The following is an 18936-nucleotide window of genomic DNA, read 5'->3' on the forward strand; positions in this document are numbered from 1 at the left end:
GGTCCGTACAGGCGTCTTGTAGATTCAGACGAAGAGGGACGTAGGACGAGTGGCGGCGGCCCCCACGGTTGGTGCGTGGGGCGGGTGGTGCGAACCACCGAGGCCGACCGGCCACCACGAACAAGGATCGGCGGCGCCGGATGCGGCTGCGCGCACTGCTGGAGAACGACGCGCTGGGGCTGCGGCTGCTGGGCGGCGACGACGAGCTGGACCGCGGCGTGCGCGGGGTGATGACGACCGACCTGCGCGACCCGAGCCGCTATCTGTCGGGCGGGGAGCTGGTGCTCACGGGCCTGGCGTGGCGGCACGCCCCGGAGGACTCGGAGCCGTTCGTACGCATTCTGGTACAAGCGCAGGTGGCGGGGCTCGCGGCGGGCGAGGCGGAGCTGGGGGCGGTGCCGGACGACCTGGTGGCGGCGTGTGCGCGGCACCGGCTGCCGCTGTTCGCGGTGCACGAGTCGGTGGCGTTCGCGACGATCACGGAGTACGTGGTGCGCCAGGTCTCCGGTGAGCGGGCGGGGGACCTGGCGGCCGTGGTAGACCGGCACCGGAGGCTCATGACGTCGGGCCCGGCCGGCGGCGGCCCCGAGGTGGTGCTCGACCTCCTCGGCTCCGACCTGGACCTGCGCGCCTGGGTGCTGTCGCCGACGGGGCGGCAGATCGCGGGGCCGAGCGAGCCGGCGGGGTCGGCGGGAGGCGCGGGCGACCGAGTGGGCGCGGGTGGCGCAGGGGGCACGCGGGGCGCGGGTGTCACGCGAGGCGCAGGCAGCACCTTGGCCACGGGCACCCCTGGTGCCACTGGCGCCCCTCACGACACCACAGCCACAGGCAACGCAGCGGTCACAGTAGAAACCGAGAGCACTGCTCACCGGGCGGGAGCACCGCTCTCCACCAAGAGCACCGCTCCGCAGACCGGAGCACCGCACGCATCCAAGAGCACTGCCCACCAAACCGGAGCGCCGCACACAAACGAGAGCACCGCTCTCGCGACTCCCACCTCACCCGTCACCGCAGCCACAGCCGCAGCCGCAACCACCCCCGGAGCGCTGCCCGCCGAAGTGAGCACCGCTCTCGCCGGTGAGCACCTGTCTGCCGCTCGCGCCGGCCACCGCCCCCCGCACCGCACCACCGTCGCCGGCACCACCTACTCGCTCTTCCCCATCCAGCACGCCGGCCGCACGGCCGCCACCCCCGGCTCCGGCGACGTGCGCGAGAGCGTGCTCTCGGACTGGCTGCTCGCCGTCGAGGCGGACGCCGGCGACTGGCCGCCCGCCCGGCTCGACCTGCTCCAGGGCGTCACCCAACTGATCGCCGTCGAGCGCGACCGTCGTGACGCGGCCCGCACCGTGCGCCGCCGGCTGGCCCAGGAGGTGTTGGAGTTGGTGCAGACGGGCGCGGCACCGGCCGAGGTCTCCGCCCGGCTGCGGGTGGCCGCTCCCGTCCTGCTGCCCGGCCTGGACACCGCACCGCACTGGCAGGTCGTCGTGGCCCGGGTCGACTGGGGCCCGGACGCGGCCGGCATCGACGCCGGAGCCGTCGCGCAGGCACTGTTGGAAGAGGTCCTGGTCGACCCGTCGACGGCCGGCGCCGACGCCTCTGACCGGTTCGCCGTCGCCCACGAAGGCGACGAGGCCGTTGCCTTCGTACCGCTGTCCGCCCTGCCGCCGGTGGGCGACTCCCCCGCGTCGGAGGAGGCGCTGCACGCGGACGCGCTGCTGGCCGCGGTCCGCGAGCCGCTGTCCGCCGGGCTCGGCGACGACGGGCGGCTGACCATCGGCGCCAGCGCCGCCGTCTCCTCCGCCGAGGGCCTGCGCGGCGCACTGGAGGAGGCCCGGCACGCCCGCCGGGTGGCCGCCGCCCGCCCCGGCCCGGTCAGCGCCGCGGGCCACCACGAGTTGGCCTCGCACGTCCTGCTGCTGCCGTTCGTCCCGGACGACGTGCGGCGCGCCTTCACCGCGCGCCTGCTCGACCCGCTGCGGGAGTACGACCGACGCCACCGCGCCGAGCTGATCCCCACCCTGGAGGCGTTCTTGGCGTCGGACGGCTCGTGGACGCGGTGCGCGACCCGACTGCACCTGCACGTGAACACCCTGCGCTATCGGGTCGGCCGGATCGAGCAGCTCACCGGCCGCGACCTGTCGCGGCTGGAGGACAAGCTGGACTTCTTCCTCGCGCTCCGCATGGGCTAGTCCCGCCCTTCCAGATCTTGCTGGATCAGCGAGACGGGCCCCACCAGGGCCTGTCTCGATCCCAACGATCCGATCACAGCCAACCGGCGGGCAAATCGCCACGAATCATGCCCAGACACCACCATTCCGAGCACCGTCACCCCGGCCACCACCTGGCCGGAAATTGACAGTTAGGAAAGCCTCACCATATTTATTGAACCGTTCCGTTTGTGTCCCCGTGCGACGACCGGTCCCTCCGAGCGCCGCGGGCTGTCCAGGAGGCCCCCATGCGCCGTCCGTCCCTTCGTCGCGGCACCGCACTCGCCGTGTCCGCGCTGCTCCTTCCCGTCCTCGCCGCCTGCGGCAGCTCGGACTCGGACGACAAGGGCTCCGGCAAGAACGGCGACGCCAAGGCCCAGGGCTCGGACGAGCTGGTCATCTACTCGGGCCGCAACGAGAAGCTGATCTCCCCGATCATCGAGAAGCTGGAGAAGGCCACCGGGACCAAGGTGCAGGTCCGCTACGGCGACAGCGCCGAGCTCTCCGCCCAGATCCTGGAAGAGGGCAAGAAGACCAAGGCCGGGCTGTTCTTCGCGCAGGACGCGGGCGCCCTCGGCGCGCTCTCGAAGGCGGGCGCGCTCGCCGAGCTGCCGAAGAACTCCCTCGACAAGGTGGACGCCGCCTTCCGCGGCGGCGAGGGCGACTGGGTCGGTGTCTCCGGCCGCTCCCGCGTCATCGCGTACAACCCGGAGAAGGCCCCCAAGGCTCCGGACAGCGTGATGGACCTGACCAAGCCGGAGTGGAAGGGCAAGGTCGGCTACGCGCCCACCAACGCCTCCTTCCAGGCGTTCGTCACCGGCATGCGCGTCCTGAAGGGCGACGAGGCCACCCAGAAGTGGCTGAAGGACTTCAAGGCGAACGACGCCAAGCCGTACGACAAGAACGGCGCGGTCCTCGACGCCGTCAACTCCGGCGAGGTCTCCCTCGGCCTGATCAACCACTACTACTGGTACGAGAAGGCCGCCGAGGTCGGCGCCGACAAGCTCAAGGCCAAGATCCACTTCCTGCCGGGCGGCGACCCGGGCGCCCTGGTGAACGTCGCGGGCGTCGGCGTCCTCAAGAACGGCGGCCAGAGCGCCGCGGCGCAGAAGGCCGTGGACTACCTGCTCTCCGACGAGGCCCAGCAGTACTTCGCGGCGGAGACCAAGGAGTACCCGCTCGCCGCCGGCGTCACCTCGCCCGTCAAGGACCTCCCGCCGCTGGCCTCGCTGAAGGCCCCCAAGATCGACCTCGGTGAGCTGGACTCGCTCCAGAAGACGCTGGAGATGATCCGCGAAGCCGGGATGGTCTGAGCCCGACCCGTCCTTCCGAGCCCATGAGCACGCACACCACCCGGTCCGTGCGCACCCCGGCTGCCGCGCCCCGCGCGGCAGCCGGTCGGCGTACGCCCCCGCTCGTCCTCCTGCTCCCCGCCGCCGCCGCGGCCCTCGTCGCCCTGCTCCCCCTCGGTTACCTCGGCGTCCGCGCCATGGAGCGCGGCTGGGGCTTCGCCTGGGGCATCGTCACCGAGCAGCGCACCCTCGAACTCCTCGGCCGCAGCCTCCAGCTCACCGCCATCGTGGTGGCCGGATGCCTGCTGCTCGGCATCTCCCTGGCCTGGCTCACGGTCCGTACGAACCTGCCGGGCCGCCGGGCCTGGGCGGTGCTGGCGACCCTGCCGCTGGCCGTGCCGAGTTACGTCGCGGCCTTCACCTGGATCTCCGCGGCGCCGTCGCTCGCCGGGCTGCCCGGCGCGGCGATCACCCTCACCTTCGCCTGCTTCCCGTACGTCTTCCTGCCGGTCGCCGCGACCCTGCGCGGCATCGACCCGGCGCAGGAGGAGGCCGCGCGCTCCCTGGGCCACGGCGCGTTCCGGACCTTCGTGAAGGTCACCCTGCCGCAGTTGCGACCCGCGGCGGCCGGCGGCGCGATCCTCGTCGCGCTGTACGTGCTGTCCGACTTCGGCTCGGTCTCCATCACCCGCTACGACACCTTCACCCGGGCCGTCCACGCGTCCTATCAAGCCAGCTTCGACCGCACGCCGGCGGCCGTGCTCGGCTGCGTGCTGGTGGTGATGACGGTCCTGCTGGTGCTGGCCGAGAACCGCACCCGGGGCCGCGCCGGGCACGCCCGCACCGGCCGCGGCAGCGCCCGGCCGCCCGTACGGCTGCGCCTCGGCGGCTGGACCGCGCCGGCGCTGGCGTGGTGCACCGCCGTCGCCGCCGTGTCCGTGGCCTTCCCGCTGGCCACCCTGGGCTACTGGCTCACCGTAGGCAACTCCGGTTTCGACGGCGAGAAGCTGCTGTCCGCCACGGTCACCACCGTGTCCGTGGCCGCGGTCGGCGCCGCCGTGACGACGCTGCTCGCGGTCCCGGTCGGCGTGCTCTCCGCCCGCCACCGCGGACGCCTTGCCCGGCTGCTCGAACAGTCCGTGTACGCGGGACACGCGGTCCCCGGCATCACCGTGGGCCTGGCGCTGGTCTTCTTCGCGGTGCGCTACGCGTATCCGCTGTACCAGGAGCTGCCGCTGCTGATCGTGGCGTACGTCGTCCTCTTCCTGCCGGTCGCCGTGGCCTCGGCCCGGGCGGCCGTGCTCCAGGCCCCGCCGGTGCTGGAGGACGTGGCGCGCTCCCTGGGCCGCAGCCCGCTGCGGGTGTTGCGGGAGGTCACCGTGCCGCTGGCGGCGCCCGGCATCGGCGCCGGCGCGGCCCTCACCTTCGTGGTGATCATGAAGGAGCTGCCGGCGACGCTGCTGCTCCGCCCCACCGGCACGGACACCTTGGCGACCCGGCTGTGGACGGAGACGGGCGCGGGCGCCTTCGCCGGCGCCGCGCCGTACGCCGCGGCCATCGTCCTCATCGCGGCCGTCCCCTCCTATCTGCTCGGAAGGCGCTCATGACGGAACTCCGCATCACCGCGGTGACCAGTTCGTACGGCCGGGGCGAGCGGGTGCTCGACGGGGTCGACCTCACCGTCGGCGCGGGCGAGTTGGCCGCGGTCCTCGGCCCGTCCGGCTGCGGCAAGACCACGCTGCTGCGGGTCATCGCCGGCTTCGTCGCCCCCGACTCCGGCGAGGTCGCCCTCGGCGAGCGCATCGTCAGCGGTCCCGGGGTCCACGTGCCGCCGGAGCGGCGCGGCGTGGGCATCGTCGCCCAGGAGGGGGCGCTCTTCCCGCATCTGAGCGTGGCCCGGAACGTCGCCTTCGGACTCACGGGTGCCAAGCGCGCCGAACGCGCCGCGCGCACCGCGGAGATGCTGGAACTCGTCGGGCTCGGCGCGTACGGCGACCGGATGCCGCACGAGCTCTCCGGCGGTCAGCAGCAGCGCGTCGCCCTGGCCCGCGCGCTCGCCCCGCGCCCCGCGCTGGTCCTCCTCGACGAGCCGTTCAGCGCCCTCGACAGCGCCCTGCGCGCGGGGCTGCGCTCGGACGTCCGGGCCGCGCTGCGCACCGCCGGCGCCACCGCCGTGCTCGTCACCCACGACCAGGAGGAAGCCCTGTCCACCGCGGACCGGGTGGCCGTCGTCCGCGACGGCCGGATCGCCCAGTGCGGCACCCCCGAGGAGCTGTACCACCGGCCGGCCGACCCGTGGGTGGCGTCCTTCGTCGGCGACGCGGTGCTGCTGGCCGGCACCGCGGACGCCGGCACCGCCACCACCGCGCTGGGGGCCGTACGGGTCGGAGCAGGAGCCAGCGGCGAGGGCACCGTGGTCCTGCGGCCCGAGCAACTGCGGCTGCACCCCGTCAACGAAGCAGCCGAAGCAACCGAGGCGGCCGACGCGACGCCGACCGCCCACGGCCAGATCACCGAGGTGCGCTTCCACGGGCACGACGCCCTGTTCCTGCTGGAGGTGCCCGACGCGGGCCGGGTGACGGTCCGCTCGTCCGACGCCCCGGCGTTCCGCCCCGGCGACCGGGTGGCGGTGTCGATAGCGGGTGCCGGCACCTTCCACCGCTCCTGAAGGAACGCCCGAACACCCGTCGCAAACCGGCCGAACGCACCCCCGAGAACCATCGGCCGCGCCCGTCGAAACCCGTCCGCCCGGGCCGTCGAATTCCAGCCGAAAGGCAGCTCGAACACCGGGCCGGGAACCGACGGGAGGCCGTGCGGGACACGGCCTGCGCCGGCATGCCCCGATGAGCCTCCGACCGCCCATCGGGGCATGGTCGTCCCCCGCTCCCGCACGGCCTTCCAAAGATTGTGAATTGATTCACTCAACCCCTTGGCCAGGCAGCCCGATCCATGCTGAGATTCCCCCTAACTCAACAGCTCGCTGGTGTGCTCGGGGAGGGCGTAGTGGCGCATTCCGCCATGTCTGGTTCCGGAACCACAGCAGGTGACGACCCACTCCAGACCGCGGTGTGGCGGCTGCGTTCCCGCGGCTGCTGGACCGATGCGGCGGCCCTGCTCGCTCCGCTCGCTGCGGAGCCGGCCGTGGCCCTGGAGCGGGTCGGTCTCCTCGTCGAACGGTGCATGTTCACCGGCGAAGGATGGGCGGACGCGGAGGACGCGTTGCGCGTTGCGGAAGCCGGTGCGCGCGACGACGAGGAGCGCGGCGGCGCCGCCTGCGAGCGCGGGCGACTGGCGTACGCGGCGACCACGCTCGGCGTGCGCGACCGGGCGGACGAGGCCCGTACGGCGCTCGGCAGGGCCGCGGCCCTGCTCTCCCCGACGTCGCCGCAGCGCCCGCTGCTGGACTTCCGGCGCGGGTTGGTCGCCGAGCACATCGCCGACTCGCCCCAGGCCGCCCGCGCCGCGTACCAGCGCGCACACGAGGGCGCCCGGGCCCGGGGGGACGTGCTGCTGCTCTCCTTCACCCATCACCATCAGGCCCGACTCGCTTTAAGGGAGGGCGAGTTGCTCCAAGCACAGCAGGGCTTCACCGAGGCCCTGCGGATTCGGGTGGACCTCGGCTATCTGATCGGGGTGGCGCCGGCGCTCGCCGCACTCGCCGACTGCGAGCCCGAGCAGGAGGCCGCGCGGCTGCTGGCCGAGGCGCGGCGGCTGTTCCGGATGCTGGGCGGCGTCCCGGTGTGGCTGGCGGACCGGCTGGCCCCCAAGTTCCCCGCCCAGACCGATGACGAGGGCCGTACGGACCAGGCGGTCACGACTCCGCCCAAGCCCGCGGCCTGAGGCCCCACCGCCCCGGGCGCCGCGGTCATGCCGGACGTAAGTGCCCCCGCAGCAAGGCTTCCACGGCCGCCAGGTCACCGGCGGTCAGCGCGTCCAACAGGGCGCCGTGCTCCGCCGCGTCGGCGATGAGCGCCGCCCGCCCCGGCGCCGAGGCGGCACCGTCGACGCCGGCCGCGCGCAGCGGCCACTGCGAGCGGCGGTGCAGGTCGTCCGCGACGGTCACCAGTTGGTCGTTGCCGGAGAGGGCGAGCACCACCCGGTGGAAGGCGCGGTCGGCCTCGCCGTACCGGGCGCGGTCGCCGGTGGCAGCGGCGCTCGCGGCGGCGTCCGCCAGGGGGCGCAGGGCGGCCCAGCGCTCCCGGGGCACGCTGCGCGCCAGCTCCAGGACGACCGGCACCTCGATCAGGGCGCGCACTTCGGCGAGTTGGGCGAGTTCGCGGGGGCTGCGGACGGCGACCCGGAAGCCGCGGTTGGGCACGACGTCCACCGCGCCGTCGGCGGCCAGTTGCTGCATGGCTTCGCGCACGGGTGTCGCCGAGACTCCGAAGCGGCCCGCCAGCGCGGGGGCGGAATAGACCTCGCCGGGGACGAGTTCGCCGCCGGCGAGGGCGGCGCGCAGGGCTTGGAGGATCTGTTCGCGCACCAGGTGGCGGCGGACGACGGCACCCTTCCCGGGGGCGTCCACACCGTCTCGCGCCCCGTCCCCTGCCGCCCGGCCGATCTGCTCCGGTACGCGCGCGGCGGCGGTGGCGCGGGGGCGCGGCACGGACGGCCCGCGCTCGGCCGCCGCCGCACGGGTACCGTCGCCCCGCTCCGGGCCCCTTCCCGCGGATTCCGCCGCGGGGCGCGCCCGGCCTCCTGCCGAGGGCTGAGCCCAAGCCCGGTCCATCGCGCCCCCTCCTCCGCCCGCGTCCCGCCGTTCGCCGGGCTCGACTCGCGCGCCCGGTGCTCTGTGTGCACGATAGGCGGACCGGGCAGGACGTCAAAGCGCCCCCACTTCAGGTAAGGTAAGCCTTACCTGAAGTCGATCGTGATTCGGCGGCCTTCCATGATCCAGCCCTCGCTACTGCCCGCGCTCACCTCGCCGGTCAAGGACGCGTACGTCCAACTGGCCGAGGCGTACCCCGCGCTGAGCATTCGCGAGCTCGGGCCCGGCGACCCCACCCCGCGCGGCGACGGCTGGGTTGGCGCCGAAGACCTCGCCGCCGGGGGCGCCGCCCTCGACGCCTTCCTCGCCTGGGACGCGGACCAGCTCCGGCGCGACTACGGCCAGGACGCCCGCTCCGACGTCGTCGCCACCTTCGGCCTGCACCGCTACGCCTGGCCGGCGCTGCTGCTGATCACCGTCCCCTGGTTCCTGCGCCGCCGCGTGCCGCACCTCTCGCCCCACGACGTCTCCTACCGGCGCACCCTCCGTCAGCTGTCCGTGCGCGTCACCGACTTCGCCTGCCTGCCGGGCGACCGGGCCGCGCGGCTGCCCGGCGCCCGCGTCGTCCCGGACGAGGCGGCGCTGCGCGACGAGGTCCGCACGGCCGTCGCCGACCACCTGGGTCCGCTCCTGGACGGCTTCGGCCCGCGGATGCGGCGCGGTCGGCGCGCACTGTGGGGCATGGTCACGGACGAGGTCGTCGAGGGCCTCTGGTACGTGGCCAGCCTCCTGGGGCCGGACGAGGAGGTACGGGCCATGACGGAGCTTCAGGAGCTCTTGCCCGGCACCCAGATGGCCAAGCCGTACGTTGGGACGCCGGGCTTTCGCACCCTGAACGCGCCCACGGGCGAGCAGTTGGCCACCCGGGACCGGGCGAGCTGCTGCCTGTTCTATACAATTCGGCCGGATGACACCTGCGTCACCTGCCCGCGCACCTGTGACGCGGACCGGGTGGCGAGACTGCTGCCGAGCGCCTGATCCACCGGCGCCGGGCGACTGTCACGCTCCGGATGCCACTCCCCCCTTCCGGGTGATATAAAACGTACGCAACTCCCGCTGTCCGGACGACAGTTCGAGTTGAACCCACCTATCCGTATGCCGTATGGCCCCATTGGCGTTCTCTTGCCACGAAAACCCCTGGGATCGCCCGGACTTCGGTCAGTATGGCGGCTGAAACGCCCTACCGCGATGCAGATGTAAGGGACGCCACCACTATGAACATATCGCTTTCCTGGCTGCTTCCCGGCGGCGTGATGCTCGTGGGAGTGCTGATCGCGATCGCCGTGCTCCAGCGCGGCAAGAAGGCCACCAAGACCGCGACCGAGGACTCCTGGGAGCGCAGCGAGGAGCGGCGGCGGCGCAAGGAAGCCATGTACGCCACGGCCTCCTACGTCCTGCTGTTCTGCTGTGCCGCCGTCGCGGCCGCGCTCTCCTTCCACGGTCTGGTCGGCTTCGGCCGGCAGAACCTGAACCTGTCCGGCGGCTGGGAGTACCTGGTCCCCTTCGGCCTCGACGGCGCCGCCATGTTCTGCTCGGTGCTCGCCGTGCGCGAGGCCAGCCACGGCGACGCGGCCCTCGGCTCCCGCCTGTTGGTGTGGATGTTCGCGGGCGCCGCCGCCTGGTTCAACTGGGTGCACGCCCCCCGCGGCATCGACCACGCGGGCGCGCCGCACTTCTTCGCCGGCATGTCGCTCTCCGCGGCGATCCTGTTCGACCGGGCCCTGAAGCAGACCCGCCGCGCCGCCCTGCGCGAGCAGGGCCTGGTGCCCCGCCCGCTGCCGCAGATCCGGGTCGTCCGGTGGCTGCGCGCTCCCCGCGAGACCTTCAACGCCTGGTCGTTGATGCTGCTGGAGAACGTGCGCACGCTGGACGAGGCGGTCGAGGAGGTCCGCGAGGACCGGGCGGCCAAGGACGCCAACAAGCAGCGCTCCCGTGAGCACGCGAAGCTGGAGCGCGCGCGGCTGAAGGCCATCAACCGGTCGCACCGCGCATGGGGTCGCGGTCGGATGCTGGCCGAGCCGGACCTCCCCGTACTGACGTCCACCGCGGCCGTCGGCGCGAGCTCCAGCGCTTCCGGGAGTTCGGCCACGGCCCTGTCGGAGGGTGCGAAACCCGTAGCGGAGCCTGCCATAGAAACCGGACTGTCGCCGCTTCGATCCATGCCCTCCCTTCAGGCCGGGACTTCGGCCCCCGTTGACGCCAAGGTCGTCGACCTCACCGCCGAGGACGACACCATGACCCTGCCCAAGCTGGACTCGCTGGAGAAGAAGCTGAAGGATCTGGAGCAGCAGTTCGGCTGAGCGCCGGCCGGACCGTGAGGCGACGTTTGCGCGCCGACCGCCAGTGACGGTGAAAGGGGCGGCCCCGGGAATCCACCCGGGGCCGCCCCTTCGGCATGCGCGCCCTCGTTCGTACGGTCCCGCAGCCAATTCGCTTGTCCTGCACGGAATTACACGGATCCCGCTTCCGTACGCCCCGCAGAACACCCTGTCGACAAAGCGATGAGGCGGGGCACAGGGCGATTGCGTTCAGGCCGACATCGCGTTCAGTTCGAACCAGACGACCTTGCCGGCGTGTTGGGTGTGGACGCCCCAGGAGTCCGCGAGGCTCTGCACCAGGGCGAGGCCCCGGCCGTGCGTCTCCAACAGGTCCGGGTCGGGCATGGCCTCCGCGTCGTCCCGGTCGGGGTCGGAAGCGCTACCCGCGCCCGTGCCGATTCCCGTGCCGATGCTCGCGCCGGCCGACGGGGCGTTGACGGCCGTCAACGCCGGCGGCGGCTCGGGAAATCCGGCCACGAAGTCCCGCACCTCCACCCGCAGCGTCGACGTCCCGACCGTGGCGGTGACCACGGCGCCGTGGTCCGTGTGGATCAGTGCGTTGGTCACCAGTTCGCTCGCCAGGAGTTCGGCGACGTCGGCGGCCTCCCGGCCGCCCCAGCGCCCCAGCAACTCCCGTAAGCCGTGCCGCACTTCCGGCACGGACTTCAGATCGCCGCACCCCATGCGCCGGTGCAGCCGCTCCCCTCTCCGGACCCCTGCGGGCTGTCCCCCGTACCGGCCGGCCCCCTCTGCAGCGGAGCCGACCCCTCCCTGACGCCCTGTCATCATCCCCACCCGTTGACATCGGACCTCCGGACACGGCTCTCCGTGTCGAACCTTTCCACGAAAGCCCTGCCCTGATCAGGGGCGGGCCACGCATGACGAAGTGGTCAAGCTGCACGGGGAGGGGATTTTTCCCGCAGTGGGCGGATGTCGTCTACGTCCGATGCGACAGTCGCCGGCCTCACGGCCTGGGCACATTGCGCAGGTTGGAGCGGGCCATCTGCACCATGCGCCCGACGCCGCCGTCCAGGACCATCTTGCTCGCGGAGAGCGCGAATCCGGTGACCATCTCGGCGCTGATCTTCGGCGGGATGGAGAGCGCGTTCGGGTCGGTGACCACGTCGACCAGCGCCGGGCCCTTGTGCTTGAAGGCGTCCTTGAGGGCGCCCGCGAGCTGCCGGGGCTTCTCGACCCGTACGCCGTAGGCGCCGCAGGCCCGTGCGACGGCGGCGAAGTCGGGGTTCTGGTTGTGGGTGCCGTACGAGGGCAGCCCGGCGACCAGCATCTCCAGGTCCACCATGCCGAGCGAGGAGTTGTTGAAGAGGACCACCTTCACCGGCAGGTCGTACTGGACCAGGGTGAGGAAGTCGCCCATCAGCATGGTGAACCCGCCGTCCCCGGACATCGAGACCACCTGCCGGCCGCGGTCGATGAACTGCGCGCCGATCGCCTGCGGCAGGGCGTTCGCCATCGAGCCGTGGCTGAAGGACCCGATGATCCGGCGCCGGCCGTTGGGCGAGACGTAGCGGGCGGCCCAGACGTTGCACATGCCGGTGTCGACGGTGAAGATCGCGTCGTCGTCGGCGAGGTCGTCCAGGACGGCGGCGACGTACTCGGGGTGGATCGGCACGTGCTTGTCCACCTTGCGGGTGTACGCCTTGATGACGCCCTCCAGCGCGTCGGCGTGCTTCTTCAGCATCTTGTCGAGGAAGCGGCGGTCGTTCTTGATCCGGACTCGGGAGTTCAAGCAGCGCAGGGTCTCCCGGACGTCGCCCCAGACCGCGAGGTCCAGCTTGGAGCGGCGGCCCAGGTTCTCCGGCCGGATGTCGACCTGGGCGATCTTCACGTCGTCGGGGAGGAACGCCTGGTACGGGAAGTCCGTCCCCAGCAGGATCAGCAGGTCGCACTCGTGGGTGGCCTCGTACGCCGCGCCGTAGCCGAGCAGTCCGCTCATCCCCACGTCGTACGGGTTGTCGTACTGGATCCACTCCTTGCCGCGCAGCGCGTGGCCGACGGGCGACTTCACCCGCTCGGCGAACTCCATCACCTCGGCGTGCGCCCCGGCGGTGCCGCTGCCGCAGAAGAGGGTCACCCGGTCGGCCTCGTCGATCATCGCGACCAATTTGTCGATCTCCGCGTCACCGGGGCGGACCGAGGGGCGGGAGGTGACGAGCGCGTGCTCGACGGCCTTCTCCGGGGCCGGCTGGGAGGCGACGTCACCGGGCAGGGCGACCACGCTGACGCCGCTCTGGCCGATGGCGTGCTGGATCGCGGTCTGGAGCAGCCGGGGCATCTGCTTGGGGCTGGAGATCAGCTCGCTGTAGTGGGAACACTCGCGGAAGAGCTGGTCGGGGTGGGTCTCCTGGAAGTAGCCGAGGCCGATCTCGCTGGAGGGGATGTGCGAGGCGAGGGCGAGCACCGGGGCCATGGAGCGGTGGGCGTCGTACAGGCCGTTGATCAGGTGGAGGTTGCCCGGGCCGCAGGAGCCGGCGCAGGCCGCGAGCTTGCCGGTGATCTGGGCCTCGGCGCCGGCCGCGAAGGCGGCCGTCTCCTCGTGCCTGACCTGGATCCAGTCGATGGAGGAGCTGCGGCGGATGGCGTCGACGACGGGGTTGAGGCTGTCGCCGACGACTCCGTAGAGGCGCTGCACCCCCGCCCGGACGAGGATGTCGACGAACTGTTCCGCCACGTTCTGCTTGGCCATGGGAGGGAGCCCTTCCTCGCGTTGACGGTCCGAAGATCCATCAACCCACGGCGCGCTGCATTCCGCCTCCCGTCTACTCCGTCTACTCCGTGTGCCGCGCGGCGCTGCGCTGGACGGGGATGTCGTCGCCGGACTCCCATACGCCGACGGCGGTGCGGTCGTCTGCGTACCCCTTCACCCTGAGCTGGACGTCGGTGAGGAAGGCGGCGAGGCCAGGGGGCGCGTCGGGGCGCCAGCGCACGGACAGCTCGGCCGCGAGCGCCGGCTCGCCGCGCAGCGGGTCGGCCAGTCCGCTGCTGCACATCAGGAGGGTGTCGCCGGGGCGGGCCACGGAGGCGCGGAAGCGGAACGGCTCCCCGTCGACGGCGGGTGTCCCGTCGTTGCGTGGAGTCCTGTCGGCACGTGGAGTCCCCGGCGTCGCGGTCTCTGCGGCCTCTGCCGTCCCTGCGGTCTCTGCGGTCTCTGCGGTCTCTGCGGTCTCTGCGGTCTCTGCGGTCTCTGCGGGGTGGGGCTCGATGTCCTGCCACTCGCCCTCGCGGAGCCGGAAGAGTCCGCCGGGGCCGACGCCGAAGAAGACCCGGGTGCGGCACTGGGGGTCCGCGGGCAGCAGCAGACAGCGCAGCGCAGCGGTGTACTCCTCGGGGCGCACGCCCAAGTCGGCGGCGGTGGCCCGCAGCTTGCCGAGACTGCGGTCGGTGAGCCGGTGCAGCCCGGACTTGAGGTCGCCGCGGCGGCCCGCGCGGATGTCCTCGGCCAGCCGGGCGTGGCTGCGTCCGACGGCAGCGGCGATCCAGCGGCAGGCGTCGGCGGCGGCCTGGTGGGCGCCGTCGGCGGCGCGGGCTCCGGTGGCGACGACGACCAGCACCAGTGCACCGTTGCCCGTCCCGAACCGGGCCGTGAGCAGGGCGTCGCGGCGGGGCTCGCCCCGGTAGCGGGCGGAGTCGCCGCGCAGGGAAGCCGCGCGCAGGGTCAGGCCGCCGTAGTGCGCACCGTCCAGGACGGTGTCGGCGACGAGCCCTTCGAGGGCGTCCGGGTCGGCGGCGGGGAGCGCGGTGGGCTCCGCTTCGTACGTCGGGGGTCCGTCGCCGACGTAGCCGGGGTGGGGTCGGGTGGCGGCCGGCGGCGGGGGCCGGTCGGGGTTCCGTACGCCTTCGGGACGCGCCGGGTTCGTACGGGCGCGGGGTACGGCGGGCGGGCCGGTGGACGCGGACGGCGGCGGGTCCCAGGGGCTGCCCGCGGCGGGGCGGCGGGGGTCCGGCGGGCGCGGCGGGGTCTTCGAGGGTGCCGCGGCTAAGTCGGCCGTCACCGTACGGGCCGGCGTGCCGGTCGGCGTACGGGCCTCGGAGCGGGACGGCTCCTCAGACGGGGGCCGGGGCGGGGACGTGGGTGGGGACTGGGGCGGGGACGCGGGCGTGAAGTCGGGGTCGTCGAGGGTGTCGGCGGGGTCGGCCTCCCACCAGGCCCGGGGGCGTACGGGACCCGGGGCCGCCGGCGCGGCGGACGGCTCGTCAAGCTCCTCGGCCTGAGGAGCCGGCGCGGACGGCGCGGGCGAGGCGGATGGCGTGAACGGTGCGGGTGATGCGGGTGATGCGGCCGGTGGGTCCGCGTTCGGCGCCGGCTCGGACACCGCGTCAGTGGCGGAGGCGAAGCGGTCGTCGAGGGTGTCGACGACGTCGTCCGCGCGGGCCGCCGGACGACCCGTGTCCAGCGCCGACTCGTCGTACAGCCGGTTCCACCAGTCGTCCGCCGCGTCGGCGGGCTGCTCCCCCTGCTGGCTCATGCCCCTATTTTCCACCGCGGGGGGCGCGGGAAAACGGCGCTTGTCGAAAAGCTATAAGTGTCATGAACGTGCGACGCGCCCGCCGGAGTGCCGTGTGCCGGCCCGGTCGCCTTGGCACAGTGAGGTGTGCCGGGGTGAGGTGTCCGGGTGGGGTCTGCCGGGAGAATGCGGAGGCTCGACGCGGTCGGCGCGGCGGCAAGGGGACGCGCCCGCAGGTGTCCGGGGAGGGACGGGGTCTGGTGCTGGGAGCGATAGGTCTCGACGAGAGGCAGGAGTCCGCCTATCGGGCTCTGGTGGCGTTGGGGGCGGCCGAGGTCTCGGACCTCGCGCACCGGCTCGCGCTGCCGAGGAACGACACCGAGCGGACGCTGCGCCACCTCGAACGGCAGGGGCTCGCCGCGCAGTCCTCGGCGCGGCTCGGGCGTTGGGTCGCGGCGCCGCCCGCGGTGGCGCTCGGCGCGCTGCTGACCCGGCAGCGCGAGGAGTTGGAGCAGGCCGAGCGGGCGGCGGCGCACCTCGCGGAGGCGTACCGGGCGGAGGCGGCCGAGCCCGCGGTGCACGACCTGGTGGAGATCGTGACGGGCGTGGGCGCGGTGGCGCAGCGCTTCCGTCAGCTCGGGCTCGGGGCGGTGGCGGAGGTGTGCGTGCTGGCCACCGGCGATCCGGTGGGTTACGGGGCGGACGGCGGCGGGGGCGCGCCCGGGGTCGCGCACCGCGTCGTGGTGGCGCGGGAGCGGCTGTCCGCGCCGGGCGGGGTGCCCGGGTTGACGGCGGCGCTCGGCCGCGCCGACCAGGTGCGGGTGGCCGACCGGGTGCCGACCCGGCTGGTGATCGCGGACCGTGCGCTGGCGATGGTGCCGCTGCGCGAGCTGGGCGAGCCGTCGGCGCTGGTGGTGCACGGCAGCGGGCTGTTGGAGTCGCTGTTGGGGCTGTTCGAGGCGGTGTGGCGGGACGCGGTGCCGCTACGGCTGGGCGGGGCGAGTACGAGCACGGGCTCGGGCGGTACGGAGGGCGTGGTGGTCGAGGAGGCCCCGACGCGGCCCGATGCGACGGACCTGGAGATCCTGTCCCTGCTGCTGGCGGGGATGACGGACGCGCGGGTCGCCAAGCACCTGGACCTCGGCCTGCGCACGGTCCAGCGGCGGGTGAAGGGCCTGATGGAGCTGAGCGGCGTCAGTACCCGCCTCCAGCTCGGCTGGCACGCCCACGCGAACGGCTGGCTGACCCGCACGCCCGGCTAGGCCGTGTCAGATCGGTCGGCCTTCGCGACGGGGGCATCGGTCTCTGCGGCCCGATGGTGGGCTCGTCGCGCGGCGAAACCGCGCCCCCGCTCAGGGAGCGGCAACGCGGGACTTTGTGCGCCCGCCCGGAGCGCTCGGTGGCGGGGGATCTCGGGGGGCGGAGCTGGTCCGCGTCCGGCACGCTGGGCAGATGAGCGGCATAGGGCAGCTCCTGCTGCTGGGCCTGGTGATGCTGCTCGGGCTCGTCGGGGTGCTCATCCCGGGCGTCCCGGGCCGCTGGCTGGTGTGGGCCGCGATGCTCTGGTGGTCGCTGCACGAGCAGACCGCGCTCGCCTGGGTGCTGCTGGTGTGCTCGACCGCCGTTCTGCTGATCGTCCAGGTGGTGCTCTGGCTGCTGCCGGCGCGCCGGATCCGCGACTCCGGGGCCACCCGCCGCACGGCGGCCTGGGCGGGGGTCGGCGGGATCGTCGGTTTCTTCCTGCTGCCGGTGGTGGGGGCGGTCGTCGGCTTCGTCGGCGGGATCTACCTGTGCGAGCGGCACCGGCTCGGCGGCCACGGTCAGGCGGCCGCCGCCACGCGCACGGCGATGCGGGCGGCCGGGACGAGCGTGTTGGTGGAGTTGTTCGGCTGTCTGCTCGTGGTGGGGGCGTGGGTGGGCGCGGTCATCTGGGGCTGACGCCCGGCGCACCCGCCGTCGTACGACACCTGACCCGCACGACTGGCGCACAACTACACGGCTCGGATGGCTGGAACCGTCCGGGAGAACAGCCCCGACTGCGCCTCCCCTTCGAGCCGGCCCGTGCGGCACCGCGGCGGGGCTGCCGGCGACGGGATTGCCCCGGCTTCCGCAAGGGCCGGCGACGGCGGTCGTCGTGTGAGGCTGCCCGCATGACCGAATTCACCGAGACCGAGCGGGCCTACCTCGCCACCCAGCGGCTGGGGCGGCTCGCAACCGTGGACCCCGGCGGCCAGCCGCAGGCGAACCCCGTCGCCTTCTTCCCCCAGCCCGACGGCACGATCCTGATCGGGGGCCTCGCGCTGGCCACGACGAAGAAGTGGCGCAACCTCCAGAAGAACCCGAAGGTCGCCATCGTCGTCGACGACATCGCCAGCGTCACCCCGTGGCGGGTCCGCGGCGTGGACATCCGCGGCGTGGCGGAACTCCTGACGGGCCCGCACGACCTGGGCCCGCACTTCAGCGAGGAACTGATCCGCATCCACCCCCGCAAGATCCACAGCTGGGGCCTGACGGAGGACTAGGGGTGCCCGTGAAGTCCCGTGCCCGTGCACCCTGCCGGCAGTGCGGGTCGCTCCAGCAGGCGCGGCTTCGCCGTGCAGCGGGCTGTTCCCTTGCGTCTGCGGCCCGGTGGAGACCAATGGCACGAGAAGGCGTGCGGGACTTCACGTACACGACCCAAAGCGCTCCGGCCGGGGATCGCGCCCCGGCCGGAGCGCATGGCGGCGGCCGCTCAGCGGCGGCGCCCCCGCTTGGCGTCGGCGGCGGCCCGGTTCTGCGCGCCCTTGATCCGCCAGTCCCTGCGCATTTCGGCCCGTAGCCGGGCGTCGGTCTTGGCGACGATGTGCCGGTTCTCGCGTTGCAACTTGTCGTAGCTCTCCAGCCGCCGCACGGGCAACTCGCCCTCTTCTACGGCCTGTCGGACCGCGCAGCCCGGTTCGGACCGGTGGGCGCAGTCCTGGAAGCGGCACCGGACGGCCAGTTCCTCGATCTCGGCGAAGACCTGCCCGACGCCCGAGCCGGCGTCCCACAGGCCGACGCCGCGCAGCCCCGGCGTGTCGATGAGCACTCCGCCGCCGGGCAGGAGCAGGAGGTTGCGGGTCGTGGTGGTGTGGCGGCCCTTGCCGTCGACGTCCCGTACGGCCTGCACCTCCATGGCGTCCGTCCCGGAGAGCGCGTTGGCGAGGGTGGACTTGCCGGCCCCTGAGCCGCCGAGCAACACGCAGGTGCCGCCGGCGACGACACCCGCGAGGACGTCGGCGCCCGCGCCGGTGTGGGCACTGACGGGGACGACCGGCACTCCCGGCGCGGCGGACTCGGCGTCCTGGACGAGGTGGGCGACCGTGGCGGCGTCCGGCACGAGGTCGGCCTTGCTGAGGACGACGACGGGCTGCGCGCCGCTCTCCCAGGCCAGCGCGAGGTAGCGCTCCAGCCGCCCGAGGTCGAGTTCGGCGGCGAGCGAGAGGCAGATGACGGCGGTGTCGACGTTGGTGGCCAGGACCTGGCCTTCGGAACGCTTCGACGACGTCGAACGGACGAAGGCGGTACGGCGCGGCAGCAACGTCCGTACGTACCGGGGATCGGCGCCGTCGGGGTCGACGGCGACCCAGTCGCCGGTGCACACGACCTTCATCGGGTCGCGCGGCACCACGAACTCGGTGTCGGCGCGCACGATGCCGTCCGCAGTGACGACGTCACAGAGCCCGCGGTCGACCCGAACGACCCGGCCGGGCACGAGGCCCTGGGCGGCGTACGGGGCGAAGGCGGCGGCCCAGTCGTCGTCCCAGCCGTAGGGGGCGAGGGCGGCGGAGCGGTGAGTGGTGGGAGTAGACGGGTTCAGCAGATTGCTGGACAAGATGGGGAAACCCTTCGAAGGGTGGCCCCGGC

General features: G+C 73.3%; 15 protein-coding genes. 10 read left to right on the forward strand and 5 right to left on the reverse strand.

Annotated features, from left to right (window positions below; all coding sequences use genetic code 11):
• Positions 1–140: 140 nt before the first annotated feature.
• The 5 genes from ACH4E8_RS30185 to ACH4E8_RS30205 all read left to right on the forward strand — a co-directional run bounded on the left by ACH4E8_RS30185 (position 141) and on the right by ACH4E8_RS30205 (position 7339).
• Positions 141–2189 (forward strand): PucR family transcriptional regulator ligand-binding domain-containing protein, encoded by a 2049-nt coding sequence (locus ACH4E8_RS30185; RefSeq protein WP_398454214.1) that lies wholly within the window; start codon positions 141–143, stop codon positions 2187–2189.
• Between the two features lie 266 nt (positions 2190–2455).
• Positions 2456–3520 (forward strand): iron ABC transporter substrate-binding protein, encoded by a 1065-nt coding sequence (locus tag ACH4E8_RS30190; RefSeq protein WP_398454216.1) that lies wholly within the window; start codon positions 2456–2458, stop codon positions 3518–3520.
• Positions 3521–3543: 23 nt separating this feature from the next.
• A complete protein-coding gene (locus tag ACH4E8_RS30195; RefSeq protein ID WP_398454217.1) occupies positions 3544–5106 on the forward strand; it encodes an ABC transporter permease in 1563 nt (520 codons plus the stop codon).
• A complete protein-coding gene (locus ACH4E8_RS30200; RefSeq protein ID WP_398454220.1) occupies positions 5103–6167 on the forward strand; it encodes an ABC transporter ATP-binding protein in 1065 nt (354 codons plus the stop codon). Before ACH4E8_RS30195 ends, ACH4E8_RS30200 begins: the two co-directional genes overlap by 4 nt.
• A gap of 350 nt (positions 6168–6517) precedes the next feature.
• Positions 6518–7339, forward strand: coding sequence for a hypothetical protein (locus ACH4E8_RS30205; protein ID WP_398454222.1), 822 nt, complete (start codon positions 6518–6520; stop codon positions 7337–7339).
• A gap of 25 nt (positions 7340–7364) precedes the next feature.
• Here ACH4E8_RS30205 and ACH4E8_RS30210 read toward each other — a convergent pair whose 3' ends face one another.
• Positions 7365–8105 (reverse strand): GntR family transcriptional regulator, encoded by a 741-nt coding sequence (locus ACH4E8_RS30210; protein WP_398454224.1) that lies wholly within the window; start codon positions 8103–8105, stop codon positions 7365–7367.
• A 282-nt stretch (positions 8106–8387) separates the two neighbouring features.
• Here ACH4E8_RS30210 and ACH4E8_RS30215 point away from each other — a divergent pair, with 282 nt between their 5' ends.
• Together ACH4E8_RS30215 and ACH4E8_RS30220 are read left to right on the forward strand one after the other, a co-directional pair.
• Positions 8388–9245: a (2Fe-2S)-binding protein gene (locus ACH4E8_RS30215; RefSeq protein ID WP_398454226.1), complete on the forward strand. Its 858-nt coding sequence runs from the start codon at positions 8388–8390 to the stop codon at positions 9243–9245.
• Between the two features lie 236 nt (positions 9246–9481).
• Positions 9482–10567, forward strand: coding sequence for a DUF2637 domain-containing protein (locus ACH4E8_RS30220; RefSeq protein ID WP_398454229.1), 1086 nt, complete (start codon positions 9482–9484; stop codon positions 10565–10567).
• Between the two features lie 228 nt (positions 10568–10795).
• Here the strand turns inward: ACH4E8_RS30220 and ACH4E8_RS30225 are convergent, their stop codons facing one another.
• From ACH4E8_RS30225 to ACH4E8_RS30235, 3 genes are all read right to left on the reverse strand, one after another.
• Positions 10796–11269, reverse strand: coding sequence for an ATP-binding protein (locus ACH4E8_RS30225; RefSeq protein ID WP_398454231.1), 474 nt, complete (start codon positions 11267–11269; stop codon positions 10796–10798).
• Between the two features lie 280 nt (positions 11270–11549).
• The gene (locus tag ACH4E8_RS30230; RefSeq protein ID WP_398454232.1) at positions 11550–13292 is read right to left on the reverse strand and encodes a pyruvate dehydrogenase; all 1743 of its coding nucleotides are present in this window, start codon (positions 13290–13292) and stop codon (positions 11550–11552) included.
• An 82-nt stretch (positions 13293–13374) separates the two neighbouring features.
• Positions 13375–15072, reverse strand: a complete 1698-nt coding sequence (locus tag ACH4E8_RS30235) for a protein phosphatase 2C domain-containing protein (RefSeq protein ID WP_398454234.1) — start codon at positions 15070–15072, stop codon at positions 13375–13377.
• A 239-nt stretch (positions 15073–15311) separates the two neighbouring features.
• Between ACH4E8_RS30235 and ACH4E8_RS30240 the strand changes: the two genes are divergently transcribed.
• The 3 genes from ACH4E8_RS30240 to ACH4E8_RS30250 all read left to right on the forward strand — a co-directional run bounded on the left by ACH4E8_RS30240 (position 15312) and on the right by ACH4E8_RS30250 (position 17573).
• Positions 15312–16313 carry a helix-turn-helix domain-containing protein gene (locus ACH4E8_RS30240; protein ID WP_398454236.1) on the forward strand — a complete coding sequence of 334 codons (1002 nt, stop codon included), beginning with the start codon at positions 15312–15314 and terminating at the stop codon, positions 16311–16313.
• A 190-nt stretch (positions 16314–16503) separates the two neighbouring features.
• Positions 16504–16989 carry a DUF456 domain-containing protein gene (locus ACH4E8_RS30245; protein WP_398454239.1) on the forward strand — a complete coding sequence of 162 codons (486 nt, stop codon included), beginning with the start codon at positions 16504–16506 and terminating at the stop codon, positions 16987–16989.
• 212 nt (positions 16990–17201) lie between these two features.
• On the forward strand, positions 17202–17573 hold the full coding sequence (locus tag ACH4E8_RS30250; RefSeq protein ID WP_398454242.1) for a PPOX class F420-dependent oxidoreductase: 372 nt from the start codon (positions 17202–17204) through the stop codon (positions 17571–17573).
• 209 nt (positions 17574–17782) lie between these two features.
• Here the strand turns inward: ACH4E8_RS30250 and rsgA are convergent, their stop codons facing one another.
• Positions 17783–18904, reverse strand: a complete 1122-nt coding sequence (rsgA, locus tag ACH4E8_RS30255; RefSeq protein ID WP_398454245.1) for a ribosome small subunit-dependent GTPase A — start codon at positions 18902–18904, stop codon at positions 17783–17785.
• Between the last annotated feature and the right edge of the window lie 32 nt (positions 18905–18936).

The organism is Streptomyces sp. NPDC017979, from assembly GCF_044328175.1.
GTDB lineage: Bacteria > Actinomycetota > Actinomycetes > Streptomycetales > Streptomycetaceae > Streptomyces.

Bases quoted from the DNA above. Each gene is read 5' to 3' on its own strand.
- ACH4E8_RS30185 (WP_398454214.1), top strand. From the start codon at position 141: ATGCGGCTGCGCGCACTGCTGGAGAACGACGCGCTGGGGCTGCGGCTG.
- ACH4E8_RS30190 (WP_398454216.1), top strand. From the start codon at position 2,456: ATGCGCCGTCCGTCCCTTCGTCGCGGCACCGCACTCGCCGTGTCCGCG.
- ACH4E8_RS30195 (WP_398454217.1), top strand. From the start codon at position 3,544: ATGAGCACGCACACCACCCGGTCCGTGCGCACCCCGGCTGCCGCGCCC.
- ACH4E8_RS30200 (WP_398454220.1), top strand. From the start codon at position 5,103: ATGACGGAACTCCGCATCACCGCGGTGACCAGTTCGTACGGCCGGGGC.
- ACH4E8_RS30205 (WP_398454222.1), top strand. From the start codon at position 6,518: ATGTCTGGTTCCGGAACCACAGCAGGTGACGACCCACTCCAGACCGCG.
- ACH4E8_RS30215 (WP_398454226.1), top strand. From the start codon at position 8,388: ATGATCCAGCCCTCGCTACTGCCCGCGCTCACCTCGCCGGTCAAGGAC.
- ACH4E8_RS30220 (WP_398454229.1), top strand. From the start codon at position 9,482: ATGAACATATCGCTTTCCTGGCTGCTTCCCGGCGGCGTGATGCTCGTG.
- ACH4E8_RS30225 (WP_398454231.1), bottom strand. From the start codon at position 11,269: ATGGGGTGCGGCGATCTGAAGTCCGTGCCGGAAGTGCGGCACGGCTTA.
- ACH4E8_RS30230 (WP_398454232.1), bottom strand. From the start codon at position 13,292: ATGGCCAAGCAGAACGTGGCGGAACAGTTCGTCGACATCCTCGTCCGG.
- ACH4E8_RS30235 (WP_398454234.1), bottom strand. From the start codon at position 15,072: ATGAGCCAGCAGGGGGAGCAGCCCGCCGACGCGGCGGACGACTGGTGG.
- ACH4E8_RS30245 (WP_398454239.1), top strand. From the start codon at position 16,504: ATGAGCGGCATAGGGCAGCTCCTGCTGCTGGGCCTGGTGATGCTGCTC.
- ACH4E8_RS30250 (WP_398454242.1), top strand. From the start codon at position 17,202: ATGACCGAATTCACCGAGACCGAGCGGGCCTACCTCGCCACCCAGCGG.